The sequence below is a fragment of the Xanthomonas sp. NCPPB 3583 genome (assembly GCF_041475715.2).
Taxonomy (GTDB): Bacteria; Pseudomonadota; Gammaproteobacteria; order Xanthomonadales; family Xanthomonadaceae; genus Xanthomonas; species Xanthomonas euvesicatoria.
In genome coordinates this window covers 2,851,971-2,878,847 of sequence record NZ_CM191263.1, presented here as the reverse complement: position 1 = coordinate 2,878,847, position 26,877 = coordinate 2,851,971, and the positions used below count along the sequence as shown (strand labels likewise).

The following is a 26,877-nucleotide window of genomic DNA, read 5'->3' as shown; positions in this document are numbered from 1 at the left end:
AGCAATGGCTTCTAGGAAGGATCTGATCCATGCCACGCAACGGACCTATTTTCCAAGACCACCACGCCATTGAGCAACAAACGCTAGAGCGAAGCCAGCTACTTAAGGGGCTCTCGGACGCGGGATATTTTGATATTCATGCCCCTGAGAATCGCATTTTTCTGCCTGCAGATCCCGCGTTTGCTCAGACTTTGGGGACCACGCCGCATAGCGGTGGACCCATCTCTGATTACCAGAATGGGCTAATTGATCGCTTGGGGCGCCTTGAGCAAACCCCTGATGGCATCAAGGCCCTATCAGGTGACTTGGACGCACTTGGAAGAATTTCAGGTCGCGTAGAGACCCTCCGCGACACAGTGCGTGTGGGACTGATTAATGGCGATTTGCACACCAATGCGCCACTTGGCCTTCGCGCCGACGACATCCGTCCAGGCGTCCAGAATTTCTTTCGCGACGAAGTCGCCTACGGACAGGCCCATGTTGCGCAACTTCTGAGCCTGAAGGGTTACGTGCCAGGAGATCATGGTTGGGCTGTGGTCACCCACACCGAAGGCCGTGTGGTGGCCACACTCCAACATATCCAGAGCGTCCCCAATCCTCTGACCCGCGGTGGTGCAGTCGAACTCCAGCGGCATGGTTTGTCTCAGGCTATTTCAAACGCTTACCACGGTGGACGCTTGACCATATCGCCGGGGGGTGTTGCTGTTGTTGAGAACACCTTGGGCGAAGAAGCCGCCAGATCGCTGCGAATTCCTCGCGGTCAAAGCGGTGCCGCATCCATAGAAATGCTGCTGGGCAATGCGTCGGCTAGTACCTTGGTGCGCTCGGGTGGCTTGTTGGCGACAGGTGCTGATGCAGTGCTGACCGCGCGCCGTTCGGCCGAGCTGCTGGAACAAGGCAATGCCACGGCCGCGCAGTCTGAGGTTACCCATGCACTGGCCCGCAATGTCGGTGGCTGGGCCGGTGGTGCGTCCACGGCAGCAGCCTTGGGAGGAAGCGGCTTCGTGCCGGCTGCGTTGATGGTTGGCGACGCGCTGTTGATGAGCAAGGCGTTCGACAAAGGCGCCGATCTGCTGGACAACCGCGCCATCTACCACCAGACCGACAAAGCTGGCGTGGAGTGGCAGTTCAACGGTCGCAACTGGCAGCGCGACGCGGCCATCGAGCTCGCTCCGGATGGCCGGCGCACAAGCGGCGAGCAGCCCGTAGTCGCCAGCTATGAGAAATCCCAGGAACTGGGCGCGCTGGCCAACGCCAAGGCAGTGGAGTTGGCGCTGGGCAAAGCTCCTGCACCGCAGGACCCGTTCAACCTCCCTGCACGGGCCAGCGACCAAGTTGGACTAGACAACCAGAACTGGCATCGCAATCCCGAGAGCCAGGCATGGGAACGCCAAGTCAAAAACGCTGTGTCCGGTGCCAACGACCGAGGCAGCTACGAACACCAAACCGCCTCCCCCGAACGCGCGCAACAGCTCAACCAGGAAGCCCTGGGCCGCATCGAAACCAACATCGCCACCGGGCGCGAAGCCATCGCCGCCGCTTACCTGGAAAACCATGCTGCGCAGCGCGCCCGCGACTATGGAGTGGAAGTGCCGGCAGCCGTGGAAAGTGTCCTCGCCAAGCAAGGTCAGGTGCAGGGACACGACGGGCAGGTCTACCAGCGGAACGACGCTGGACAGTGGGCTGGGAAGGATGGGGTGGCTACTGGAAACCTGGCGGTGGAACTGGAGTTGACGAACCAGGTGCGCCAGCCGTCGGTGGAGCGTGCCCAGGAGACCCTGGCAGCGATCCAGGCGCTTCCCGCCCCTACGGCTGCGCAGATAGAGCACAACGAGCTGCTGCACCGTTACCGGGCCGCAGGCGTCGATTTGAACGTGAACCCTCAGACTCAGCAGGCAGTGGCGCTGGCCGCGCAGCGGACTAGGGACGCCAATGGCATCACCGGGCCGACCATGCAGCAGCTACAACGCAATGCGTCGGGGCAATACGGGTATGACAGCCCCATCGCGCACCTCCAGCGCGACAGCGATGGAATCACTCGTGTGGTGGCCGTGACCAGCAGCGAAGCCATCCGGCAGGCGTTGAGCGAGGCGCAAGGCAATCGACTACAGTCGCCAAGCCTAGGGCGCGCGCCTGAGGGAACGGCAGAGGCGGACACCTCGGCCTCCGAGTCGTCCAATCCGCAGCAGGTGCTGGATATCCAAGCGCACCTGCAAGCCTCTGTCGCGGCGCAGGCGCGGCAAGAACGCGAACAGCAAGATCGCCTCGCGCAAGAGCAGCACGCCGCGCAGGTGCGCGAGCACCTCCAACAGGCACAGCCGGAGCGCGAAGAGCGGGCGCAGAACGAACAAGCAATCCAGGCCCACGCCGTGCTGGAAGGTCAGCGCCAAGCCGAGCAGCAGCGGGAGTCAGAAGAGCGGCAAGTGCAGGAGCAGCAAGCACAGACCAGCCAGCAACGCGAACTGCAGGAGCGTGAGGAAAGGAATTTCCAGGAACGTCAGGCGCAGGAGCGCCAAGCCCAAGACAACCAGCAACGGGAGCAGCAAGAGCGCCAGGCTCAAGAAGCCACGCGGGTCGAAGTCCAGGAACGTCAGGCTCAGCAAGCGCAGCAGCAAGACCCCAGCCAGCACTCCTCGCAGCAAGCCGATCCTCAGCCGCACGCTCCGGATGCGGCGCTGGCTCAGCAAACGCCGCAGCCCGAGTTGCAGCAGGCAGCGCCTACCAGCAGCTAGAAGCGCATAACCAATGGGCAGGCGAACACCCGGCTCACACCACACCTGACCCACGGATGCAGGCGCCTGGTCCAGGCGACGCACAGCCGCATCAAGCACAAGAAGCGGCACGCGCGCTGGAAACGCATGCGTTGGAGAGTCGCGATGCTGCGCACCTCCATGGGCCTCCCTCTGGGGGCAGGGAATCCGGCGACGAACCTATGCAAAGCGTGCAGGCCGACGTGGTGCCGCCAGCACTGCATCCCCAGGTGCAAACGCAGCAAGCAGAGATGGAGCAAGCGTCGGTCCGTCAGCAAGACGTGGCGCGTGAGCAGGAGGCAGCGCCGGTTCGCGTCATATCCGCAACAACGCCTACGGCAGCAGAACCGTTGACTGCATCGCAATCCGCGGACTCCTCCACTTCTGAACGGCATGCGGAGACAGAGCAGGCCTGTTTCTCAGGTGGCTCGCTCGCTGAGCATGGGGTGGCTTTGCTGGCCCCAACAACTCTCGCGCAAACACACGGGCGATCGCTGGGGAATAGAGTAGAAAATCGCTTTCCCTCAGAGCCATCAGGCGCGGAAAACCAGCAAGCCCAATCGACCCCCGCGCGGGAACGCAGCGCCGCAGACCCGGGTGGCGCCCTGTTCCTGGAAGAGACCATGCGCTCGCTGCGTCAACTGCAACAGGAGATTGAGGCGGCGGATCGGGAAGACGAACGCTTCCACCAGGAATGGAGGGAGTATCGCGAGCGCGGAGAACCTTATCCCTTCGCTCAAAAGAGGGCGCTAGACCAGGAGGGTGGAAGCATGGATGCATTCAGCGCACACCCACCAAGTCACCGCTCGCCTAGTGAAGCTGCTGAGCAAACCGATGCCTTTCCACCTCTAGCTCAGCGCTCGGTCGATCCGGGGGGAGGGGATGCGCCAAACGATTCTTCGCAGGCCGAGCGCAAATCGATCACGGGCGACCCTGACGTGGACGAAGTGCTCTATGCGCTCGACAGCAAGAACGAGTTGGCGATCGAGCAAGCGCTGAATCGGGTCGCCAACAGCGCAGCGACGCAGGCGCTCATCAAAAGAGGCAACGAGTTCCTTGAGGCTCAAGCCCAGCAGGAGGCCCAGGAGCTCGCCACCACACGTCAGGCGCTGGGGATGGATGTCTCAGCGGAAATCAACACCAGCCGCGGGCCGGTCATGGTGATGACGCTGCCGGAGTTTGCCAAGGGACCGATGCAGAGCGGTCCCCAAGGGGACGGCGGTGGGGGTGGAGACGGCGGTGGAGGCGGGGGAGGAGGTGGTGGTGGTGGAGGGGGCGGCGGTTAGTCAAAATCGCTTCCGTGACCAGCCGAGCTCAGGAAACCTCATGGATAGGCAAGACGCCGCCGCAATGGCGGAAATGATGGCCACGTTGAATGCATCGAACGCTTCGTTGCAAGAGACGGTCAAAGTGCTGACGACGCTGGTGGCATCCATGCAGCAGCGCGAACAACGGTTGCGCGAGGTGGTCGCCGAGCAACTCCATGTGCTCCAGAACGCCGCCAGCAATGCCGATGCCAAGGTCACTAGGGCATTGGACAACGCACTGCCGAGACTGACGCAGCTGACCAATCAGGCGTTGACGCAGACGCTGGAGCCAGCCGCCAAGCGATTCAACAAAGAAATGGCGACTGCGGATGAGACATTGCAGCAAGCCACGCGACGTTACGCGCAGGCCCAGCAGTCCTTGGAAACGCGGAGCACTCGGCGCATGTGGATCGCATCGGCCACGATGCTCTTGGCGGGCTTGCTAGCGCTGGGGGCGGTGGCCTATTCGGTTGGCATCGTTACCGAAAAGCGAACCGAACTCGCACAGCTTCGAGCGTCCATCGACTACCTGGATCGCGTGTCCCTTGCCGACCTAGCTCCATGTGGCGAAGACCGGCTCTGCGCCACCTTTGAGAAGAATGGGCCGCGTTACGGCAACCAGCGGCAATACAGAGCGATCAATCTGCGAGCAACATCAGATTCGCAATGATGTGAAGTCGTCATTACAGCCACTGGCTTGCGCGACAGGGGCGGTCGAAAAAGCCACCTCGCGTGCGGTCGCGCCTAAGCGGCTCATCGAACTCATTGGCCAAATCCGGCATTGCCCATGCCAACCGAGTCGACGCAATGCGTTGCACTGTAGTCAGATGCAACGCACCCGCCATTCATTTCAGACAATGATGGCTGCCAAGCATGCGCGCAACGCGCGCAGCTTCGCTAAGGCTCACAGATTCCAGTCGATCCGCAGGCCGGCGATCAACGCGTTCTTCAGATCGGTGGTGCGGGTCGGTTCGTTGAACTGGTCGGGGTTGATCACGTAGTGCAGGTTCGGGGCGATGCGCAGGCGCTTGGTGACCTGGATGCCGTAGCTGAGCTCCATCATGATCTGGTTGTCGGCGGGGGTGCCGGTGCCGCCGGCGGAGGCGCGGGCCAGGCGCAGGTTTTCGATCGCTTCGTCGCTGTATTTCTGCTGGGTGATCACGAAAGCGATGTTGTCCTGCGGGCGGCTGGCGAAGGTACCTTTCTGCACCAGGCCGAGCTGGATGAAATGGTCTTCGATGGCTTGGCCGCCGGTGCTCTTGAGCATGGCGCCGAAGACGGTGAGGCCGCGCGTACCCGACGGGTCGGGGTTGGTCACCTGCTGTTCGAAGCGGGCGAACATGCCCGAGCGGCCTTGCTTGTTTTCATAGCCCAAGCCGCTCAGTACGGCCGGGTTGCCATTGCGGTCGCGCAGCGGGTCGGTGTAGTCGGAGTTGTCCTGCCAGCCGCCCAGTTCGTACATGGCGGCCATGCTGCCGTCGCCACCCTTGTTCTTGTAGCCGACGGCATAGGGCACCACCACGCCGGTGGTGTCGTTGGTGCTCCAGTTCAGGCCGTGCTGGCCGTCCTGCGCCTGGATGGGGTTGACCTCGTAAGCGCCGACATGCAGATAGACCTTCGGTGTGACCCAGGCGGTGGCATGCGCGGCCCAGCTGGAGACCGGCCAGTAAGTGAAGTTGCTGGTGCGGAACACGAAGGTGGGGTTGCCGCAGGCCGAGTTGCCCTGGAAGTACTGGCACAGGTCCGAGCCCAGGAAGTGGATGTTGGCCACGCTGCGGCCGGCTTCCAGTTCGAGGCGGTCGTTGAAGAGCTTCTGCAGCAGGGTGAAGTTGGCCAGGCGCGTGCCCTGGCCGCCGTAGATTTCCTGCACCGAGGTGCTGTTGCCGATGCTGCTGTTGGCCAGGTTGGTGCCGTGGCGGTTGCTGACGTACAACTTCACCGTGGCACCGTTCCAGCCGAACAGGCGGTCCATGTCGACATCGGTGCCGACCATCAACTGGCCGGCATAGGCGTTGCCGCTTTTGCGGCCGCCGTCGATCATCGAGGCGGCTTCGCCGGTGTAGCCCAGCTTGAGCTTGAAGGCGTCGGCGGCGTCCTGCGCGTGGGCGAGCGGGGTCAGTGCCAAGGTCAGCGACAGGCACAGCAGGCGGGGGCGGGCACGGCGGGGGGCGAGAGCGGTCATGGCAGGACTCCGGACAAAAGGGCGTGGCCGTGGTGGCGAACGCGACAACATGTGGGTGGGCATGCCGCTGGCAGCGCACCTGGGTGCGCGCAGCGGTGAAGCAGGTCAGGGGCGCGCGGGAAAACGCGGGCGCGTCAGGTGCGGCGGCAGGTCCGTGCCGCCGGAGGTGCCTCAGGCAACGACGTCGGTCACCGGCTTCTTGAGCAGGCGCAGCGCGATGGCCGTGACCACCACACCGACCACCAGGGCCAGCACGTAGTTGAGCAGGTGGGTGACGGCGTTGGGGATCAGCAGCACGAAGATGCCGCCGTGGGGTGCCTTCAATTCGGCACCGGCGGTCATCGAGATGGCGCCGGCCACGGCCGAGCCGATCACCAGCGCCGGGATGGTGCGCAACGGGTCGCGCGCAGCGTACGGGATGGCGCCCTCGGTCACGAAGGCCAGCCCGAGCACGCCGGCGGCAGTGGCCGAGCCGCGCTCTTCCACGGTGAAGCGGTTGCGGAACACCCAGGTCGCCAGCGCGATGCCCAGCGGCGGGGTCATGCCGGCCACCATGGCAGCGGCCATCGGGGTGTAGACCTGGCTAGCGATCAGGCCGGTGGAGAACGCATAGGCCGCCTTGTTGACCGGTCCGCCCATGTCGAAAGCCATCATGCCGCCGAGCAACAGGCCCAGCAGCAAGGCGCTGCTGCCCTGCATGCCGCGCAGCCAGGCGGTGAGCCAGGCCAGCAGGTCGGCCACGGGCTGGCCGAACACGTACATCATCGCCAGCCCGACCAGCAGGGTGCCCAGCACCGGCAGGATCAGCACCGGCTTGAGGCCTTCCAGGTTGCGCGGCAGCTTGATGTAGCGGTTGAGCGCCGCCACGCCGTAGCCGGCGATGAAGCCGGCAATGATCCCGCCGAGGAAACCGGCGTTGAGATTGGCCGCGACCAGGCCGCCGATCATGCCGGGCGCGATGCCGGGGCGGTCGGCGATGGAGTAGGCGATGTAACCGGCCAGGGCCGGCACCATCAGGGTGAAGCCGGCCTTGGCGCCGATCTGGAACAGCGACCAGGCCAGCGTGCCCTGGTGCGCATCGTCGCCGGCGTAGATGCCGCCGAGGGCAAATGCCAAAGCAATCAGCAGGCCGCCGGCAGTGACGAACGGCAGCATGAACGAGACGCCGGTCATCAGGTGCTTGTAGGCGCCGGTGCGGCCGGTGCCCTTGTTCGCGGTGCCGCTGGCAGCGGTGCCGGTGGCAGGAGTCGCGCCGCCCTGCACGCTGGCGTCGGCCAGCGCCTTGTTGATCAGCGCCGGGCCATCGTTGATCGCCGGCTTGGTGCCGCTCTTGAACACGCGCTTGCCGCCGAAGCGGGCCAGGTCCACTTCGCGGTCGGCGGCAATGATGACGACGTCTGCTGCGCGGATTTCGTCGTCGGTGAGTGCGTCCTGCGCACCCACCGAGCCCTGGGTTTCCACCCGCATCTGGTAGCCGAGTTTCTTGGCGGCCTGCTGCAGGCCTTCGGCGGCCATGAAGGTGTGCGCGATGCCGGTAGGGCAGGAGGTGATGGCCACGATGCGCTTGTTGCCGCTAGCGGTGCCACCGGGATTGCCGGCGACGGCCGGGTCGGCGTGTGCGGCCAGCTTGCCGATCGCAGCGGCCGGGTCGTCCAGCACCGCGCCCAGGCTCAGGCGCACCAGTTGCGCATCGCCAAAGCGGGTGGTGTCGGCATCGGCGTCGCCGACCACCAGGACCTGGGCGGCACTGCTGGCGAGTTCGCCCGGCAAGGCGCCGAGCACGCCCTGGTCGCTGCGGATTTCGATCGTCACGCGACGGCCGGCGGCAGTGGCCGCGCGGCGCAGCGCTTCGGCCGCCAGGACGGCTTCGGTACTGCGTTCGCCAGCGGCGATGACCACGATGGAAGAGGACATGGCAAAACTCCTGCTGTGTTGCGGTCGCCGGTGTTGTCGGCGGGGGGAATTTCAAGCGTTATGCGTGGCGGTGACGCGCGCGATCTGCCGCGGTCTGCAACTGCCGGCCCGACGCCGCCTGGGTGCATGCATCGGCAGTGGCCAATGGCGGCTCATGACAGCATTTCGATCACGACCTCGGTTGCGGCGCGGCGCACGCCCTCTGGCGTAATCCGGCGCGCGTCGCCGCTTTCCAGCCGGCACATCGAAAACGCCGTGGCCAGCCGTGCGCACTGCTCCAGCGTGGTCGCGGCATCGAGCGAGGCGGCGGCCAGGCCGGCCACCATCGCATCGCCTGCGCCCACGCTGCTGCCGTGCGCCAGGCGTGGCGGGCGGGCGATCAGCCGCTGGTCGCGTTGCACGAACAGGGCGCCTTCGGTGCCCATCGAAATGACCACCAGCTGGATGCCGCGGGCGATCAGTTCGTGCGCGGCGGCGCTGAGTGCGCCGCGATCGTTCAACGGGCGGCCGGTCCAGGCTGCGAGTTCGTCGCGATTGGGCTTGACCGCGTACGGCAGCGCCTGGCGCGCGGCTTCCAGCGCTCTCACCAGCGGCATGCCGCTGGTGTCCAGCAGCACGCGCGCACCGGCCGCGCTGGCCTGGGCCTGCAATTGCGCCCAGCTGTCGTCCGGCAGCCCGGCCGGCAGGCTGCCCGACAGCACCACCGGCAGGCCGGGGCGCAGCAATGGGGCGAGATGGTCGGCCACGCCTTGCAGGTGCGCAGGCCCCAAGCGCAGGCCGGGCAGGTTGATGTCGGTGGTGTCGTTGCTGCGCGCGTCGACCAGCTTGAGATTGGTGCGGGTTTCGCCGGCCACGCGCTGGCAGTGATCGGCGATGCCGCGTTCGCGGAACAGCGCTTCGAACACGCCGGCGTTGCCGACCCCGAGCACGCCCAGCGCGGCAACCTGGCTGCCCCAGTCGGCCAGGCACGCGGCCACATTGATGCCCTTGCCGCCGGCATCGTTGCGCACGCTGCTGGCGCGGTGCACGGCGCCCGGCTGCAGGTGTTCGAGCTGGATGGTCTGGTCGATCGCCGGGTTCAGCGTGACGGTGATGGCCTGCAGGCTCATGCCTTGTCCTCGCGCTTGGCTTCCAATGCGCGCACCTGTTCGGCGGTTTCGCAGGCCAGCGCCTGTTCGGCGAGGTGTTGCAGCTGGCTCAACGCGGCGCCGCGCAGGCGTGCCTTGACCGCCGGGATGTCGTTGGGCGTCATCGACAATTCCTGCACGCCCAGGCCGGCCAGCAGGCTGGCGCCGAACGCATCGCCGGCCAGGCCGCCGCAGACGCCGACCCAGCGATCGTGCTTGCGCGCACCGTCAATGGTGCTGCGGATCATGCGCAGCACCGCCGGGTGCAGGCTGTCGGCTTCGGCGGCCAGCTCCGGGTTCTGGCGGTCGATCGCCAGCACGTACTGGGTGAGGTCGTTGGTGCCGATCGAGAAGAAGTCTGCGTGGCGCGCCAGCACGTCGGCCTGCGCGGCGGCCGCCGGCACTTCGATCATGATGCCGATCGGCACCTCCGGTGCGTCGAGGTCGGCGCGGAGGCGTGCGCAGATGGCGCGCAGCGCCACCAGTTCCGGCACCGAGGTGATCATGGGGAACATGATCGACAGCCGCGCCCCGTCCTTGGCGGCGCGATACAGCGCACGCAGTTGCGGCTCCAGCAGGTCGGGGCGACGCAGCAGCAGGCGCGCGCCGCGCACGCCCAGGAACGGGTTTTCTTCGTGCGGCAATTCCAGATGCGCCACTTGCTTGTCGCCGCCGATATCCAGCGCACGCACGATCAGCGGGCGGCCATCCAGCGCCTGCGCCATCGCCAGGTAGGTGGCATGTTGTTCGTCTTCGCTGGGCGTGCGGCCGCTTTCCAGGAACAGGAATTCGGTGCGCATCAGGCCAACGCCTTCGGCGCCCTGGGTCAGCGCCATCGCGACCTGGTCGGGCAGGTTGACGTTGGCGCCAATGTCGATGTGGTGGCCGTCGGTGGTTTCGGCCGGCAACGCGCGCTGCGCGGCTTCGCGCTCGCGGATGGCCTGCTGCTCGGCGATATGGGTGCGGGCCGCATCCAGATCCTGCTCGGACGGGTCGATGTACAGGCGCCCGCTGCTGCCGTCGATGATGGCGGTGACGCCGTCTTCGATCTCCAGCAGCTGGCCGCCGGCCGCGACCAGTGCCGGCAGGCCGAGCGTGCGCGACAGGATGGCGGTGTGCGAGGTCGGCCCGCCCTGCGCGGTGGCCAGGCCGAGCACGCGCGCGGTGTCCAAGTTGGCGGTGTCCGAAGGCGACAGGTCGCTGGCGAGCAGGATGCACGGTTGGTTGGGTAGGTCGGTGAGTCCGGCGCCGGCGGCGGCCGGGTCGAGCTGGGCCAGCACGCGGCGGCCGACATCGCGCAGATCGGCCGCGCGGCCGGCCAGTACCGGGTTGCCGAGGGCGGCCAGGCCGGAAGCGATCTGTTCCACCGCCTGGTGCCACGACCACGCCACACCGTGGCCTTCGACCATCAGCTGGCAGGTGCGGGTGATCAGGTCGGTGTCGTTGAGCAGTTCGGCCTGGGCCTTGAAGATGGCCGCGTCCGAGGCGCCGAGCCGGCGCTGGGTGTCGTCCTGGATTGCCGCCAGTTGCTGGCGGGTGCGGGTCAGTGCGTCGTGCAGCAATGCGCCGCCATCGCCCAGGCCGACCGGTTGATCGGCGACCTCGGTCTGCGCGGCGCGCAGGCGGTGCACGATGCCGATCGCCACGCCCGGGCTGGCGCCGATGCCGACGATGGCCGGCTGCGCCTGCGGCGGCGTCCAGCCGGCCACCGGGGCGGCGCGGCGTTGCGCGGCACGCTCGGCATCGGCTTTTTCCTGCGCGGTGAGGCTGTCCATGACGGCGCGCAGGCGCTTGAGCAGTTCCGCTGCGTCGCTGCCTTCGGCCGACACGGTGATGCTGTCGCCGGCACGCAGGCCCAACTGCAGCAAGCCGACCAGGCTCTTGGCATCGGCGGCCTGGTCGCCGGCGCGCACCTGCGCACGGGCCGAGAAGCCGCGCGCGGTTTCGGCCCAGCGGGTGGCCGGGCGCGCGTGCAGGCCGCTGGGGTAGGCGATGGTCCACTCGAATGTTTCGGCCAGATCGGTGGCCGGCGCGGCATTGGTCTCGGGCGCGCGGTCGCCGGTGAGCGCGGCGACGATCACGCCGGGGTCGTCGGTGCTGAACAGCGTTTCGAGCTGGGCCGGGTCCTGGATCAACCGGGTCAGCCGGCGCAGCAGGGTGATGTGGGTATCGGACTGCGCGGCGATGCCGACCACCAGCCGGGTGATCTGGCCGGGGTTCCATTCCACGCCATCGGTGAGCTGCAGCACCGCGATGCCGTCGCGGCGCACCAGGTGGCGGTCTTCGCCGACGCCGTGCGGGATCGCCAGGCCGTGGCCCAGGAAGGTATTGGCCAGGCCTTCGCGCCGCCGCATGCTGGCGTCGTAGCCCGGCGCGACGCAGCCGGCCGCGACCAGCAACTGGGCGGCCTGGGCGATGGCGTCGTCCTTGTCGCGGGCAGAAGCGCGCAGGCGCACAAGGTCGGGGGTGACGGGGGCGGGCGACGGAGAGGACAAGGCGGGCTCCGGATGAGGTCGGGCTGGGAAGTATAGTGGGAACGTTCCCACGATCCAGGTCAATGTGCGGTGCACAAAAACGCTGTAGTGCTTTCGGGTTAGCATCAAGACCGACACCGCGCCTGGGTCAGGGTGCGCAAAATGGAGCGGGAACGGTCCCAGTGAGTATCAGCATCAATGACGTGGCCCGCGTGGCCGGAGTGTCCAAGTCCACGGTGTCGCGCGCGCTGGGCAGCGGCCCGGTCAGCGAGGAAGTGCGTGCCAAGGTGGAAGCGGCGGTGCGCCAGACCGGCTATCGGCCCAACCTGATGGCGCGGCGATTGCGATCCCAGCAATCCGGCATCCTGGGGGTGATCGTGGCCGACATCCGCAACCCGTACTTCACGGCGCTGATCCGTGCGGTGGAAGAGGTCGCCTACAGGGCCGGTATGCGCGTGACGCTGTGCAATACCGATGAAGATCCCGAGCGAGAGGCGCTATACCTGGAGTTGATGCAGGAAGAACGCATCACCGGGCTGATTTTTGCGCCGACCCGGGTCACGGTGGGGCGCATGCACGAGCTGGCGCTGGATTACCCCACCGTGCTGGTGGATCGCGCCGGCCCCGGCAGCCGCTACGACAGTGTGGTGCTGGATAACGGCGCGGCCATGGCCGAGCTGGTGGCGCATCTGCAGGCGCAGGGCTACCGGCGCATCGGCGGGCTGTTCGGCAGCACCAGCACCACGGCGGCCGAGCGCCGCGATGGTTACCTGGCCGCGATGCGCGCGCAGGGGCTGCAGCCGGATTACCGCGAAGTGGCGCCCACCGCCGAGGCGGCGATTGCCGAGTTGGGTGCATGGCTGGCCAACGACCAGCGGCCCGAGGCCATCGTGACCAGTAACAGCCTGCTGCTGATGGGCGCACTGAAGGCTGCACGCACCGCCGGCTTGCGCCTGCCACAGGATCTGGCCCTGGCCGGGTTCGACAACGAGCGCTGGACCGATCTGGTCGAGCCGGGCATCACTGTCGTCGAGCAGCCGGTGGAAGACATGGGCCGGGCGGCGATGTCGCTGCTGCTGGAACGGTTAAGCAATCGGCAATTGCCGATCCGCCGCTTGGTCATGACTGGACGTTGCGTGGTGCGTGGGTCGACTGCTGCGCGTATGCCGGGCGTGGTGTAGAGCGGTGGCGAGGGTCTGTTGGTTGCGTTGGGTCTGACGGGAATGCGTTCGCGCCCCGGTGCGCTCCTACAAAGAGGACCGTCTGCCGTGGATTGCGGACCTGCGCGACGCCGGCGAACCGGAGGTGTCACTTGCCGTGATTGTTGAGGCCCTCGCGCCGATCACTGCAACCTGCCGACATCGCCGCCTCGTAGGAGCGCACCTGGGCGCGACGGGCGTTTTCGGTAGTGCGTTCGCGCCCCGGTGCGCTCCTACAAGGGGCGGATTCGCAATGGTTTCCACCGATGCCGCACAAAAAAAGCCCCGGCAGTGCCGGGGCTTTGATTTGCAACGACTGCCTGACTCAGCGATCCGGGCGGTGGGTTCCGCCATCGTTCTGCACGGCCAGATATTCCTTGGACTGCTCGTCCAGCTTGTCGCCCAGCATGCGGCGCACCACCACGAAGAACAGCGGGATGAAGATCACGCCGAGCACGGTGGCGAACACCATGCCGCCGATCACGCCGGTACCGATGGAGTGACGCGAGTTGGCGCCGGCACCGGTGGAGATGGCCAGCGGCAACACGCCCAGGATGAAGGCGAACGAAGTCATCAGGATCGGGCGGAAGCGCAGGTGCGCCGCTTCCAGGGTGGCCTCGCGCAGGGTCTTGCCCGCCGCACGCTGCTCAACTGCAAATTCCACGATCAAGATCGCGTTCTTGGCCGCCAGACCAATCACCGTGATCATGCCGATCTTGAAGTACAGATCGTTCGGCAACCCGCGCAACATCGAGAAGGTGATCGCGCCCAGCACGCCGATCGGCACCACCAGCAGCACCGCCACCGGAATCGACCAGCTCTCGTAAAGCGCGGCCAGGCACAGGAACACCACCACCACCGACAGCGCCAGCAGCAGCGTGGCCGCATTACCGGCGATGATTTCCTGGTAGGACATGCCGCTCCAGTCGAAACCGAAGCCCGGCGGCAGATCGTTGTTGACGATCTCTTCCATCGCGCTCATCGCCTGGCCGGAACTGCCGCCCGGAGCCGGGTTGCCGACGATGTTCACGGCCGAATAGCCGTTGTAGCGGTTCAGGGCCGGCGAGGCGTAGTTCCACTCGGCCTTGACCACGTTGCTCAGCGGGATCATGGCCGGCTGACCGTCGGCACCGGTGGCGGTGGCGCTGGGGGTAAAGAAGTTGCGCAGCGACTCGGGGCCGGCGCGGAACTGATCGTCGGCACGCATGTTGACGCGCTTGATGCGGCCCTCGGCGAAGTAGTCGTTGACGTACACCGGCGCCAGCATCAGCTGGATCGAGCTATAGATATCGCTGACATCCAGGCCCATCGATTGCGCCTGCACGCGGTCCACGTGCAACTGCAGCTGCGGCGAGTTTTCCAGGCCGTTCGGACGCACGCCGACCAGGGTGTCCTGCTTCTCCGCCGCCTTGCCGAGCACGATGTTGCGCGCATTGATCAGCGCTTCCTGGCCCGCACCGGAACGGTCCTGCAGCCACATGTCGAAGCCGCCGAACTGCCCCAGGCCCTGCACGGTGGGCAGGTTGACCACGAAGATCTGCGCGCCCTTGATGCCGTAGAAGGCGCCATTGAGTTGCTGGATCAACTGCTCGGCAGTGACGTCGCGTTCTTCCCACGGCTTGAGCCGGATGAAGCCCATACCGACGTTTTCGCCCGAGCCCAGGAAGCTGAAGCCGGCGATCTGCAGCATGCCTTCCACGGCCGGCTGCTTCTCCAGCACCGCACGCATTTGCGCGAACGCCTCGTTGGTGCGGATCTTGGTCGCGCCCGGCGGCAGCTGCACGATGGCCACGGCAAAGCCCTGGTCTTCTTCCGGCAGGAAGCTGCCCGGCATGCGCGTGAACAGGAAGCCGCACAGCACCACCAGCGCCACGAACGCGATCATCCATGGCGGCGAGCGCTTGAGGGTATGGCCCACCACGCCGACATAGCGATGCGCCAGCTTGTCGTAGTACTTGTCGAAGGTGCGGTAGACCCAGTTCTTCTTGGTCGAGTGGGTCGACTTGAGGAACGCGCCGCACAGCGCCGGGGTGAAGCTCAACGCCAGGAACGCAGAGAAACCCATCGACATGGCGATGGTCAACGCGAACTGCTTGTAGATCGCACCCGAGGCGCCGGGCTGCAGCGAGGAGGGGATGAACACCGCTGCCAGCACCACGGTGATGGCCACCACCGCGCCGGTGATCTGGGTCATCGCCTTCTGGGTGGCCGCCTTGGGCTCCAGGTGCTCCTCGCTCATGATGCGTTCGACGTTCTCGATCACCACGATCGCATCGTCCACCACGATGCCGATCGCCAGCACCATCGCAAACAGCGTCAGCTGGTTGATGGTGAAGCCGATCATGTACATGCCGAAGAACGTGCCCAGCAGCGCGACCGGAATCACCAGCGTGGGAATCACGGTGGCGCGGAAGTTCTGCAGGAACAGCAGCATCACCAGGAACACCAGCACAATGGCTTCCACCAGCGTGTGGATCACTTCCTCGATGGAGATGCGCACGAAGGTGGTCGATTCGTACGGCGCAAACCAGGTCACGCCTTGCGGGAAGGTCGGCTGCAGTTCGTCGAGCTTGGCGCCGACCGCCTCGGACACGTTCAATGCATTGGCGCCCGGCAACAGCTGGATACCGAAGGCACCGGTGGGCTTGCCGTTATACTGGGTGTCGAAGCCGTAATTGCTCGGCCCCACGGTCACGCGTGCAACGTCCTTCAGGCGCACGGTGGCGCCGTTGTTGTCGGTGCGCAGGATGATGTTCTCGAACTGCTCGGGCGAGCTGAAGCGGCCTTCCGCCGACACCGTGGCAGTGAAGCTGATGCCTTCCGGGGTCGGGTCGGCGCCCACCGAACCGGCAGCGAACTGCACGTTCTGGTTACGCACCGCGGTCAGCACCTGGGTCGCCGACAGGTTGTAGCCCTGCAGTTTCTCCGGGTTCAACCAGATGTTCATCGCGTACTCGGCGCCGAACTGGTTGGTGCTGCCCACGCCGGGCACGCGCGAGATCTGCTCGAGCACGCGCGAACCGACGATGTCGTTGAGCGCGTCGCGGTCGATCGAGGGGTTGTCCGAGCGCAGTGCGGCCACCATCAGGAAGCCGGCGTTGGCCTTGGCCACCACCACGCCCTGCTGGGTCACTTCCGAGGGCAGGCGCGGCGTGGCCAGCGACACCTTGTTCTGCACCTGCACCTGCGCGATATCCGCGTCGGTGCCGGTTTCGAAGGTCAGGGTGATGGTCACGCGGCCGTTGGCGGCCGAGGACGAGTTGAAGTACAGCAGGTGGTCGATACCGGTGAGCTGCTGTTCGATGACCTGGGTCACCGCCTTTTCGGCGGTGTCGGCGCTGGCGCCGGGGAAGTTGGCGGTGACGGTGACCTGCGGCGGGGCGATCGTCGGGTACGACTCGATACCCAGATTCAGGATCGAGATCACGCCCGCAAGCGAGATCAGGATCGCCACCACCCACGCAAAGACCGGGTGTTCGATAAAAAACTTAGGCATGTCCGGGTTCCGTCACTGCTGCTTGGACTGGGAGTCGGCCGGCTGCGCGGCCGCATCCTGCGTGGGCTGTTGCTGGGCGGCCGGCGCCGCTGCATCGGCCTTATCGGCGGACGGTGCGGCTTTCGCGTCGCCGCCCTGTGCCGCGCCGGGCGCCGCGCCCGCTGCGCCGGGCTGGCCGCCTTGTGCCGGCTTGTTCGGATCCCACGGCACGCCCTTGGCCGGCTGCCCTTCCTTGGCCTTCTGCACGCCATCGACGATAACCTGATCGCCCGGGGTCATGCCGCCGGTGACGATCCACTGGCCCTTCTGCTGGCCGTCGACGGTCAGGTTCTTGCGGACCACCTTGCCGTCCTTGCCCAGCACCAGGGCGTAGGGTCCGGTGGCATCGCGCTGCACCGCCTGCTGCGGCAGCAGGTAGGCATTGTTGCGCTGGCCCAGGCTGGCCTTGAAGGTCACGAACGCGCCTGGCAGCAGCGATTGTTCGGGGTTGGGCAGGGTGGCGCGCAGCGACACCGCACCGGTGCTCGGGTCCACCGTCACCGCAGACACGTCCAGCGTGCCGGGGTGCTGGTACTGCGTGCCGTTGCCGAGCTCCACGTTGATGGACGACTTGCCGTCGCCGCTCAGCTGCACGTTGCCGCTGCTCTGCGCCTGACGTAGGGCGGCCAGTTCTTCGCTGCTCATGGCGAAGTTCACGTACAGCGGGTCGATCTGGTCCACGGTGGTGAGCAGGGTGGCTTCACCGGCACCGACCAGTGCGCCTTCGGTCACGCGCTGAATGCCGGCGCGGCCGGTAATCGGCGAGGTCACGGTGGCGAAGCCGAGCTGGATGCGCGCAGCTTCGACCGCGCCGCGCGCCTGCTGCACGTTGGCCCCGGACGAACGCTCGTTGGCTTCGGCGGTGTCGATGTCGGCGCGCGAGACGTACTGCTGCGGCGCCAGGCTACGCGCACGCGTCGCGGCGATCTTGGCGTTGGTATAGGTCGCTTCGGCGGCGGCCAGCTGGCCCTGCGCCTGCAGCAGCGTGGCCTTCAGCTGCGAGGGGTCGATCTGGAACAGCGGCTGGCCCTCTTTGACGTTGGCGCCTTCGGTGTACAGGCGCTTGAGCACCACGCCGTCCACGCGCGCGCGCACGTCCGCCGAACGGTACGCCGACAGGCGGCCGACCAGGTCGCGTTCCAGCGGCAGCGTCTGCGGCTTCATCTCCAGCACCGAGACTTCCGGCGGCGGCGGTGCCTGCTGTTGTTCGGGCTTGCTGCAGGCAGCCAGCGCCACGGTGATGGCACAGGCCAGGCCGAATGTGCGGAGCGGGGCAATCATCAGGGGGAACTCCGTTAGGGTCTTGAAGTGAGAAGCGAAGGTGGTGGCGACGTCGGCGCGGCAGGAGCCGGAGCAAACGCACGCAGGAAGGTGTCCACGGCGAACTGCGCCCATTGCTGCCTGGCGGGAAGGCCGGCGCGATGGGGGACTTGAAACCGTTGGCGGTCGAAATCCAGCCCGACGATCATGCTCAGCAGCAGTTCGGCCATGAAGTGCGGATCGTCATGCCGCAGTTGGCCGGCGTCGATCGCCTGTTCGAAGCGATGCGCCAGGCGCTGCTGCATGCCGACCACGCCGTCGTGGAAGATCTGCTGCGACTGGTCGGGAAACCGGTGCGACTCGGCCTCCACCAGACGGCAGGTCTGTAGCACATCGGGGTTGTTCAAACGGTCAAGATGGGCCAGCGCGAAGGCCAGCAGATCTGCGCGGAGATCGCCCGAGACCGTGCCTAGCGGCCCGGCCGCCAGGTGCACGTGGTCCTGCAGCACGTCGCGCAGCAGGTTTTCCTTGCAGCCGTAGTAGCTGTACAGGGTCTGCTTGGAACAGCCGGCCCGCTCGGCCACCGCGTCCATGCTCAGCCGCATGCCACGCTCGGCAAGCAGCGCATGCACTGCCGCATGGATGCGGCGGTCGCAGTCCGAACGCCGGGCAGCACGGTGGGAACGAGGGATCATGGCGGTAGACTATACCGTCCAGTTTAGTTTTTAAACAGGCTTGACGGCCGCAGCGTTGTCTGCACAACGCCTTGTGTGCCAAGCCTTTGGCCGGACTTTGCCGGTTGTGGCGGTCCAGCCCCGCCTTCCCGCCGCTGCGTTCTCGTCGCTACATGGATGTCGTGCTTTTGCATGCCGCCGGGGGCGATCGTGGGCCGCACATTTGCGCTATGCAGCAAGGCGTCGTCACCGCGCACCGGTACAATTCAGGTTTTCCACCGAGCATTCCAGCTCTACTCATGACAGCCAAGAAAGCCGCTTCGAAATCGTCCACGACGTCGGTCAAACCGGTCGCCGAACGTGCCGTCCCCGTGCTTGCCACCGAACCGCAGGCGGTTACCCTCGAGCCGGTGTTTGCCGCGTTGCGCAAGCGCTACCCGGCCGCCCGTCAGGCCGAAGTCCAGGCGTTCGCCGCCGACTTCTACCGGCGCATGGAGGAAGACGAATTCCCGAACCATCCGCCGGAGCAGTGGGCGGCGCTGGCATCGGACATGCTGGAGTTCGCGCGCGCGCGCAAGGCCGGCACGGTCAACGTGCGGGTGTTCAACCCGACCTTGAAGAGCCACGGCTACGAGTCGCCGCATACCCTGCTGCAGATCGTCAACGACGATATGCCGTTCCTGGTGGATTCGGTCAGCATGACCCTGGCCGACCTGGGCATCGGCGTGCACGTGCTGGGCCACCCGGTGCTGCGCATCGCACGCGACAAGTCCGGCAAGCTCACCGCAGTGGGCGAGGGCAAGGGCGAATCGTTGATGGTGCTGGAGATCGACCGCCAGCCGCCGGAAGAAATGCCCAAGCTGGAAGCGGCCGTGCGCAAGGTGCTGGCCGAGGTGCGCGCCATCGTGCAGGACTGGTCGGCGATGCGCGAGCGCATGGTCATGCTGGCCGACGATCTGGCGACCCGCCGCCTGCCGATCGACGACATCAACCGGCACGAGGCGCAGGAGTTCCTGCGCTGGGCCGCGGCCGACCACTTCACCTTCTTCGGCTACCGCGAGTACCGGGTGGAGAAGCAGGGTGGCCAGGATGTGCTGGCACCGCTGGAAGAGACCGGCCTGGGTCTGCTGCGCGGTCGCGACACCTCGCCGGCGCGTCCGGTGACCACGCTGGCCGCGCATGGCCTGAATGCCTCGTCCAAGCTCAAGGATGCGTTGATCCTGACCAAGACCAATGCACGCTCGCGCGTGCATCGGGTCGGTTACATGGATTACATCGGCATCCTGGAATTCGACGCCAAGGGCCGCATCGTCGGCGAGCAGCGCTTCCTGGGCCTGTTCACTTCCAGCGCCTACAACCGCCGCCCCTGGGAAATTCCGCTGGTGCGTCAGCGCCACGAATACGTGATGAGCAAGTCGGGGCTCACCCCGAGCAGCCATAGCGGCAAGGCCTTGCGCCACATCCTGGAAACGCTGCCGCGCGAGGAGCTGTTCCAGTCCAACGAAGAAGAGCTGTACCGCACCGCGATGGGTATTCTCGGGCTGCAAGAGCGTGTGCGTAGCCGCCTGTTCCTGCGCCGCGACAAGTACGGGCGTTTCATCTCGGCGCTGGTGTACATCCCGCGCGAACGCTTCAACACCGATGTGCGCCTGCGCATCGAAGCCTTGTTGAAGGATGCGCTGCACGGCGAATACATCGACTCCAGCGTGGTGCTGGGCGAATCGCCGCTGGCGCAGCTGCACCTGATCGTGCGCCCCAAGAGCGGCGAGGCGCTGGAGTTCAACACCACCGAACTCGAATCGCGGCTGGCGCACCTGCTGCGCAACTGGCGCGATGCCCTGCGCGAGGCATTGGTTGCGCGGCATGGCGAGGCCAACGGCCTGCGCATGGCGGCCAACTTCGGTCGCGCACTGCCGGCCGGCTATATCGAAGATTCCTCGATCGAATCGGCGGTGTCCGACGTCGAGCATCTCGCCTCACTGGATGGCCCGGACGACCTGCATCTGAGCCTGCAGGAAATCCGTCGCGACGACGGCATGCGTCTGGACGCGGGCGAAGGCCTGCGCCTGAAGCTGTACCGCCAGCTCGACGACATTCCGCTGTCCGATGCGATGCCGATGATGGAAAACATGGGCCTGCGCGTGATTTCCGAGCGGCCATATCGGTTGCAGGTCGGCGACACGCCGGTCTACATCCAGGATTTCGAGGTCGAATCGACGTCCGGCAAGATCAACGCCGCACACGCCGATGCCAGCTTCGGCGAGGCATTCGAGCGCATCTGGAACGGCGATGCCGAAAACGACGGTTTCAATCGCCTGATCCTGGCGGCCGGCCTGCACTGGCGCCAGGTGGCCTTGCTGCGCGGCTACTGCAAATACCTGCTGCAGACGGCGGTGCCGTTCTCGCAGGCCTACGTCGAAGCCACCTTCACCCGCTATCCGTTGCTGGCGCGCCTGCTGGTGGAATTGTTCGAAGCACGCTTCGATCCGTCCACCGGCTCTGAAACCAAGGCGCAGATCTTCGCCGGCCAGGAACGCCTGCGCGAAGAACTGTCTGCGTTGGCAGGCGGCGACGAGGCCACGCTCAAGGCGCTGGACGCCGTGCTGGAGGCACGTGGCGGCGATCGCAACGCGCAGCAGGACGCCACCCGCGCCACCTTGCTGAAGCTGATGGACCGCGTCTCCAGCCTGGACGAGGACCGCATCCTGCGCAGCTTCATCGATGTGATCGATGCGACCTTGCGCACCAATTACTACCAGACCGACAAGAACGGCAAGCACCCCCACTGCATCAGCTTCAAGCTGGATTCGGCGCGCGTGCCGGACCTGCCCAAGCCGCGTCCGTATCGCGAAATTTTCGTCTACGGCCCGCGCGTGGAAGGCGTGCATCTGCGCTTCGGCGCAGTGGCGCGTGGCGGCCTGCGCTGGTCGGACCGTCGCGAGGATTTCCGCACCGAGGTGCTGGGCCTGGTCAAGGCGCAGATGGTCAAGAACACCGTCATCGTGCCGGTCGGTGCCAAGGGTGGTTTCTACGTCAAGCGTTCGCCGGTCGGCGGTGATCGCGATGCCATCCAGGCCGAGGGCATCGCCTGCTACAAGCTGTTCATCCAGGGCCTGCTCGACATCACCGACAACATCGTCGGCGGCAAGATCGTGCCGCCGCCGCAGGTGGTGCGTCACGACCAGGACGACCCGTACCTGGTGGTCGCGGCCGACAAGGGCACCGCCACTTTCTCCGACATCGCCAATGGCCTGGCGCTGGACCACGGCTTCTGGCTGGGCGACGCGTTCGCCTCCGGTGGCTCGGTCGGCTACGACCACAAGGGCATGGGCATCACTGCGCGCGGCGCGTGGGAATCGGTCAAGCGCCACTTCCGCGCCATGGGCCGCGATTGCCAGAGCCAGGACTTCAGCGTGGTCGGTATCGGCGACATGTCCGGCGACGTGTTCGGCAACGGCATGCTGCTTTCAAGACATATCCGCCTGCTGGCCGCGTTCGATCACCGCCACATCTTCCTGGACCCGAACCCGGATGCAGCGGTGTCCTTCGCCGAGCGCGATCGCCTGTTCAAGTTGCCGCGTTCCAGCTGGGCCGATTACGACGCCAAGCTGATCAGCGCCGGTGGCGGCATCTATCCGCGCACGCTCAAATCCATCGACATCAGTGCACCGGTGCGCGAAGCGCTGGGCCTGGACGCCAACGTCAAGCAGCTCTCGCCCAACGAGCTGATGAACGCCATCCTCAAGGCGCCGGTGGACCTGTTCTGGAACGGCGGTATCGGCACCTACGTCAAGGCGGCCAGCGAATCGCACGCCGATGTGGGCGACCGCGCCAACAACGGCCTGCGCGTCAACGGTGGCGAGTTGCGCTGCAAGGTGGTGGGCGAGGGCGGCAACCTGGGCCTGACCCAGCTGGGTCGTATCGAAGCGGCGCAGACCGGCGTGCTGCTCAACACCGACTTCATCGACAACTCGGCCGGCGTGGACACCTCCGATCACGAGGTCAACATCAAGATCCTGCTCAACGACATGGTGCAGGCCAAGAAGCTCACCTATGACGCGCGCAACAAGCTGCTGGCGTCGATGACCGATGAAGTGGCCGATCTGGTGCTGTGGGACAACTACCGGCAGAACCAGGCCATCAGCCTGATGGAGCGCATGAGCGTCAAGCGGCTCGGCTCCAAGCAGCATTTCATCCGCACGCTGGAACTGCAGGGCCTGCTGGACCGGCAGATCGAGTTCCTGCCCTCCGATGCCGAGCTGTCGGCACGCAAGGCGCGTGGTCAGGGCCTGACCCGGCCGGAGCTGTCGGTGTTGTTGTCGTACTCCAAGCTGGTGGCGTTCCAGCAGCTGCTGGAATCGGACATTCCCGAAGACCCGTACCTGTCCAAGGAATTGCAGCGCTACTTCCCGCAGCCGCTGCAGAAGAAGTACGCCGATGCGATGGAGCGTCACCGCCTCAAGCGCGAGATCATCGCCACTGCGGTCACCAACACCACCATCAATCGCATGGGCGCCACCTTCCTGATGCGCATGCAGGAAGACACCGGCCGTAGCATCGGCGAGGTCGCCAAGGCCTATACCATCAGCCGCGAAACGCTGGATGCGCGCGCGCTGTGGACGCAGATCGATGCCCTGGACGGCAAGGTACCCGAGTCGGTGCAGATCGACGCGCTGGAAGTGATCTGGCGCCTGCAACGCTCGTTCGTGCGCTGGTTGCTGCTGCGCCCCGGCCAGATGCCCGGCATCACCGCGGCGGTGGAGCGTTACCACGGTCCGTTCAACGACATCCGCGTGGCGTCGGGCGTGCTGTCGGACGCACAGCGCCCGCAGTACGAAGCCAGCGTGCAGGAGTGGCAGGACAAGGGCCTGACCCCGGCGCTTGCGCAGCAGTTGTCCGAGCTGCGGTATCTGGAACCGGCCTTCGACATCATCGAAACCGCACGCACCCGCAAGCTCAAGCCGGTGGACGTTTCCAAGGTGCATTTCCGCCTGGGCGAAGCGCTGCGGCTGCCGTGGCTGTTCGAACAGATCGACGCTCTGGAGGTCAACGGCCGCTGGCATGCCGTGGCACGTGGCGTGTTGCGCGACGAGCTGGCCGCGCATCAGCGTGCGCTGGTGGGCCAGGTGCTGACCATGTCCGGCAGCAGTGCCGAGGACAAGGTCGCCAACTGGATGGCGCGCGACGATTCCAGCCTGCGCTTCACCCTGGCCATGCTCGCCGACGTCGCCGAGCAGAAGACCCTGGACTACCCGACCGTGTCGGTGGCAGTGCAGCGGTTGGGCCAACTGGCTGCGCACGGGGTGTAAGTGGCCTAGTGCCGCGGTGGCGGAGCGAACGCTTCGCTATCGTGGTGGTCGCGACAGCGCCGTGATTGAGTCGATGCAGAGGCCGCCTCCGGGCGGCCTCTTGCGTGCAGGGCATGGTGCACGGCGTACGCCCACGTGTCCTGAGTGCGGCGCCCGCTGGATGTCCAGGCGCTATGTTGTGCGGCTCAAGTACAGGGCCAACACAGGCCGCCCTGCAGGCGGGCCCGGCTTACGCCCGATGCCCGCTCATTTCCTGCCCGGCATGCTTGTCGAAGCGTACGTGCCACCAGGTGGCGCTGAGCGAAATCAGGCTGACGATGCAAAAGGCCAGCGAGAAATCGCTCTGATGCGGCGTTGCGTGGCCGCCGGCCAGCATCGCCAGGTTGAGGATCATCGCGCCGGCACACACGCCGACCGAGAGCATGAGTTGCTGCAAGGTCGTATACAGGCTGCTGGCGCGGCTCATGCGCGCGGCCGGCACGTTCTCGTAGGCGATGGTGTTGTAGGCGGCAAATTGAAACGACATGAAGGCGCCGCAGCACAGCAGCAGGCCGAACATCAATGCCGGCGGCCAATCGGGGCGGAAGAACGCGCACACCATATAGCCCAGGCTGGCGAGTACGCCGTTGCCGATCAGGCTGTTGCGATAGCCGAAACGACGTAGCAATTGCGGGGTGATGCTGCGCATCAGCAGTGCGCCGAGCGCGGTGGCCAGGATCAACCGGCCGCTATGCGCGGCGCTCATGCCGAAGCCGATCTGGAACAGCAGCGGCAACAGAAACGGCTGCGCGCCCTGGGTGATGCGCATCAATGCACCGCCGATCACCGACAACCGGAACGAGGCGATGCGCAACAAGCTCAGGTCCAGCAGCGGAGCGGGGTGGTGACGTGCGTGCCAGAGATAGCCCAACCCAGCGCTGCCGCCGATCGCCAGCAGCCAGCTGGCTTGGCCGATGCCGTTTTGCTGGCTGACCATTTCCAGGCCGAACAGCAGGCAGCCCAGTGCGGTACCGCACAGCACGAAGCCGCGCAGATCGAAACGCGCCGGCGTCGATTCGGTGGGAATCTCCGGAATGAAACGCCGCACCAGCAGGAAACCGGCAATACCGATCGGCACGTTGATGTAGAAGATCCAGCGCCAGTCCAGGTACGAGACGAAAAAACCGCCCAGCGGGGGGCCGAGCATCGGGCCGATGAAGGCCGGCACCAGTGTCCAGGCCATGGCCGACACCAGGTGGCGTCGTTCCACCGTGCGCAGCAGGATCAGCCGGCCCAGCGGGGCCATCATGGCGCCGCCCGCACCTTGCAACACACGTGCGGCGACCATGGTGGGCAAGCTGTCGGCCAGCGAACACAGGATCGAGCCACCGACGAATACCCAGATGGAGGCGCCGAACACGCGGCGCAGGCCGAAGCGGTCGGCGATGGCGCCACTGGCCGGGATCAGCACCGCCAGCGCCAGCAGGTAGCTGGTCATGGCGATGCTCATGGCCGGCGCGGCCACGCCGAAATCGCGCGCCAGGGTCGGCAGCGCGGTGGCCAGCACAGTGGCATCCATCTGCTCCATGAAAATGGCGCACGCCAGGATCAGCGAGATGATGCGGTAATCGGGATAACGCGGCGGCGTAGCGCCTGCCTCGGACACGCTGGAGGACATCGGACTCTCGGTTGCGGGGCCGCGCCGCCTGCGCCGCAGACGACAGCAGGAGCGGCCCGCGTCGCACGGTGTTGTGCGGCGCAACATAGGTATTGTCTGCTGGTGTGGGGCGGGGTTCAAGCGCACGTGGGTAACAGTGCGTGCTTGTGGATGCAGACGCGGCGTCTTGCTGGCGGGTGTTGGCGTGATGCAAAAGGTGGCGGCTAACGCGGCTGGCGGTGAGGTGAGCGCGCGATGGCGATGTGGGATGCGCGAAGTGATGCATCGTGGGGCGGTTGTCCCCGAGCTGCCCGCACCCAATCCGGCGCGACGCGCCACCCTCTCCCAGAGGGAGAAGAATCAAGATGCGGCACGCGGACAGTGATCGCGGCTGGGAAACGCCCCTCTCCTGCGGGAGAGGGGTGAGGGTAAGGCGAAAGACAGCCCACCTGACATCGCGAATGGGCGGTTGCCTGACCTGCCCGAATCAGCGCTAAGCCGCAGGGCTGTCCCAAGCGTCCTTGATCTGCAGAATCTGCGGCAACGCGTCGTGGAAATGCTGCACCAGGCGCGGTTCCAGTTGCTTGCCTGCCATGCTGTCGAGCTTGCGTAGGGCGTCTTCCACCGTCCAGGGCGCCTTGTAGGCGCGTCGTCCGCAGAGCGCATCGAAGACGTCGGCCACCGCCACGATGCGTGCCGATTCGGGAATCGCCTCGCCCGACAAGCCTTGCGGATACCCGCTGCCGTCCCAGCATTCGTGATGATGCAGCGCGATTTCCGCTGCCAACTGAAACACCGGGCCGCGGCCGTGGCGCAACAGGTCATGGCCGGCTTGCGGGTGCTGGCGCACCACCGAGCGTTCGTGTTCGTCCAGCGAATCGGGCTTTTGCAGGATGCTGCCTGGCACTGCGATCTTGCCGGCGTCGTGCAACGGGGCGGCGTCCTGCAGGGTCTGCGCCTGCTGCGGCGACCAGCCCACCGCCTCCGCCAGGACACGTGCATACACCGCCATGCGCCAGATATGCGCGCCGGTGTCGGCGTCCTGGCCCTGGCCGGCGGTACCAAGCAGATGGATCGCCTCGCGGTATTGCTGGGCAAGGCGTGCGTTTTCGGCCAGCTTCAACTGGGTACCGATGCGTGCCTTGAGCAGCGCAGGCGAGTAGGGCTTGCTGACGTAATCGGCCGCGCCCGCTTCCAGCCCGAGGCGTTCGTCGTGTTCGCTGTTGCGAGAGGTCACGAACAGGATGGGGATGGCGTTGCTGGACGGCTGCTGCTTGAGCGCGCGCGCCACCGCATAGCCGTCCATGTCGGGCAATTCGACATCCAGCAGGATCAGCTTTGGGGCGTGGCGGCTGACCGCATCCAGGGCTTCGCCGCCGGATTTGGCGAATACCAGCGCGAAGTCATCGCGCAGCAGCTGGCGCAGGGTGGCCAGGTTGCTGGACTCGTCGTCGACACAGAGCAGGGGGCGGGACGGCATGGTGATCCTTGCCAGACGCTCGGGGAGCGA

General features: G+C 66.1%; 12 protein-coding genes and 1 pseudogene. 4 read left to right on the top strand and 9 right to left on the bottom strand.

All coding sequences use genetic code 11. The features are described 5' to 3' along the window. The first annotated feature begins 29 nt into the window (after positions 1-29). Positions 30-4,036, top strand: a pseudogene (locus ACCQ07_RS12650) (hypothetical protein). A 40-nt stretch (positions 4,037-4,076) separates the two neighbouring features. Then, positions 4,077-4,727, top strand: coding sequence for a hypothetical protein (locus tag ACCQ07_RS12645; RefSeq protein ID WP_209261628.1), 651 nt, complete (start codon positions 4,077-4,079; stop codon positions 4,725-4,727). A 234-nt stretch (positions 4,728-4,961) separates the two neighbouring features. On the opposite strand, the gene ACCQ07_RS12640 is transcribed toward ACCQ07_RS12645, so the two are convergent. The 4 genes from ACCQ07_RS12640 to ptsP form a co-directional block, all read right to left on the bottom strand. Further along, positions 4,962-6,239, bottom strand: a complete 1,278-nt coding sequence (locus ACCQ07_RS12640; RefSeq protein WP_218532102.1) for a carbohydrate porin — start codon at positions 6,237-6,239, stop codon at positions 4,962-4,964. Positions 6,240-6,410: 171 nt separating this feature from the next. Further along, on the bottom strand, positions 6,411-8,153 hold the full coding sequence (locus ACCQ07_RS12635; protein ID WP_008571276.1) for a PTS fructose transporter subunit IIC: 1,743 nt from the start codon (positions 8,151-8,153) through the stop codon (positions 6,411-6,413). Positions 8,154-8,305: 152 nt separating this feature from the next. Beyond that, the gene (gene pfkB / locus ACCQ07_RS12630) at positions 8,306-9,262 is read right to left on the bottom strand and encodes a 1-phosphofructokinase (protein WP_011347812.1); all 957 of its coding nucleotides are present in this window, start codon (positions 9,260-9,262) and stop codon (positions 8,306-8,308) included. Next, entirely contained in the window at positions 9,259-11,775 is a 2,517-nt protein-coding gene (ptsP, locus tag ACCQ07_RS12625; RefSeq protein ID WP_033478426.1) for a phosphoenolpyruvate--protein phosphotransferase, read from the bottom strand. The genes pfkB and ptsP overlap by 4 nt, the downstream gene beginning before the upstream one ends. Positions 11,776-11,936: 161 nt before the next feature. Here ptsP and ACCQ07_RS12620 point away from each other — a divergent pair, with 161 nt between their 5' ends. Further along, entirely contained in the window at positions 11,937-12,935 is a 999-nt protein-coding gene (locus ACCQ07_RS12620; RefSeq protein ID WP_008571279.1) for a LacI family DNA-binding transcriptional regulator, read from the top strand. A gap of 343 nt (positions 12,936-13,278) precedes the next feature. On the opposite strand, the gene ACCQ07_RS12615 is transcribed toward ACCQ07_RS12620, so the two are convergent. From ACCQ07_RS12615 to ACCQ07_RS12605, 3 genes are read right to left on the bottom strand one after another with little or no spacing between them, the layout of a single operon-like run. Next, complete coding sequence (locus ACCQ07_RS12615) at positions 13,279-16,449, bottom strand: multidrug efflux RND transporter permease subunit (RefSeq protein ID WP_057681945.1); 3,171 nt, start codon at positions 16,447-16,449, stop codon at positions 13,279-13,281. Positions 16,450-16,461: 12 nt separating this feature from the next. Beyond that, a complete protein-coding gene (locus ACCQ07_RS12610) occupies positions 16,462-17,769 on the bottom strand; it encodes an efflux RND transporter periplasmic adaptor subunit (protein ID WP_011347808.1) in 1,308 nt (435 codons plus the stop codon). A 14-nt stretch (positions 17,770-17,783) separates the two neighbouring features. Further along, positions 17,784-18,443: a TetR/AcrR family transcriptional regulator gene (locus ACCQ07_RS12605; RefSeq protein ID WP_008571360.1), complete on the bottom strand. Its 660-nt coding sequence runs from the start codon at positions 18,441-18,443 to the stop codon at positions 17,784-17,786. Positions 18,444-18,721: 278 nt separating this feature from the next. Here ACCQ07_RS12605 and ACCQ07_RS12600 point away from each other — a divergent pair, with 278 nt between their 5' ends. Next, entirely contained in the window at positions 18,722-23,731 is a 5,010-nt protein-coding gene (locus tag ACCQ07_RS12600) for an NAD-glutamate dehydrogenase (protein ID WP_008571359.1), read from the top strand. Between the two features lie 229 nt (positions 23,732-23,960). Here ACCQ07_RS12600 and ACCQ07_RS12595 read toward each other — a convergent pair whose 3' ends face one another. Then, complete coding sequence (locus ACCQ07_RS12595; protein WP_372363372.1) at positions 23,961-25,388, bottom strand: DHA2 family efflux MFS transporter permease subunit; 1,428 nt, start codon at positions 25,386-25,388, stop codon at positions 23,961-23,963. Between the two features lie 472 nt (positions 25,389-25,860). After that, positions 25,861-26,847, bottom strand: a complete 987-nt coding sequence (locus ACCQ07_RS12590) for an HD-GYP domain-containing protein (RefSeq protein ID WP_008571357.1) — start codon at positions 26,845-26,847, stop codon at positions 25,861-25,863. Between the last annotated feature and the right edge of the window lie 30 nt (positions 26,848-26,877).

Coding starts and splice junctions, on each gene's coding strand:
- ACCQ07_RS12600 (WP_008571359.1), top strand. CDS start 18,722: ATGACAGCCAAGAAAGCCGCTTCGAAATCGTCCACGACGTCGGTCAAA.
- ACCQ07_RS12640 (WP_218532102.1), bottom strand. CDS start 6,239: ATGACCGCTCTCGCCCCCCGCCGTGCCCGCCCCCGCCTGCTGTGCCTG.
- ACCQ07_RS12615 (WP_057681945.1), bottom strand. CDS start 16,449: ATGCCTAAGTTTTTTATCGAACACCCGGTCTTTGCGTGGGTGGTGGCG.
- pfkB (WP_011347812.1), bottom strand. CDS start 9,262: ATGAGCCTGCAGGCCATCACCGTCACGCTGAACCCGGCGATCGACCAG.
- ACCQ07_RS12610 (WP_011347808.1), bottom strand. CDS start 17,769: ATGATTGCCCCGCTCCGCACATTCGGCCTGGCCTGTGCCATCACCGTG.
- ACCQ07_RS12590 (WP_008571357.1), bottom strand. CDS start 26,847: ATGCCGTCCCGCCCCCTGCTCTGTGTCGACGACGAGTCCAGCAACCTG.
- ACCQ07_RS12645 (WP_209261628.1), top strand. CDS start 4,077: ATGGATAGGCAAGACGCCGCCGCAATGGCGGAAATGATGGCCACGTTG.
- ACCQ07_RS12635 (WP_008571276.1), bottom strand. CDS start 8,153: ATGTCCTCTTCCATCGTGGTCATCGCCGCTGGCGAACGCAGTACCGAA.
- ACCQ07_RS12595 (WP_372363372.1), bottom strand. CDS start 25,388: ATGTCCTCCAGCGTGTCCGAGGCAGGCGCTACGCCGCCGCGTTATCCC.
- ACCQ07_RS12605 (WP_008571360.1), bottom strand. CDS start 18,443: ATGATCCCTCGTTCCCACCGTGCTGCCCGGCGTTCGGACTGCGACCGC.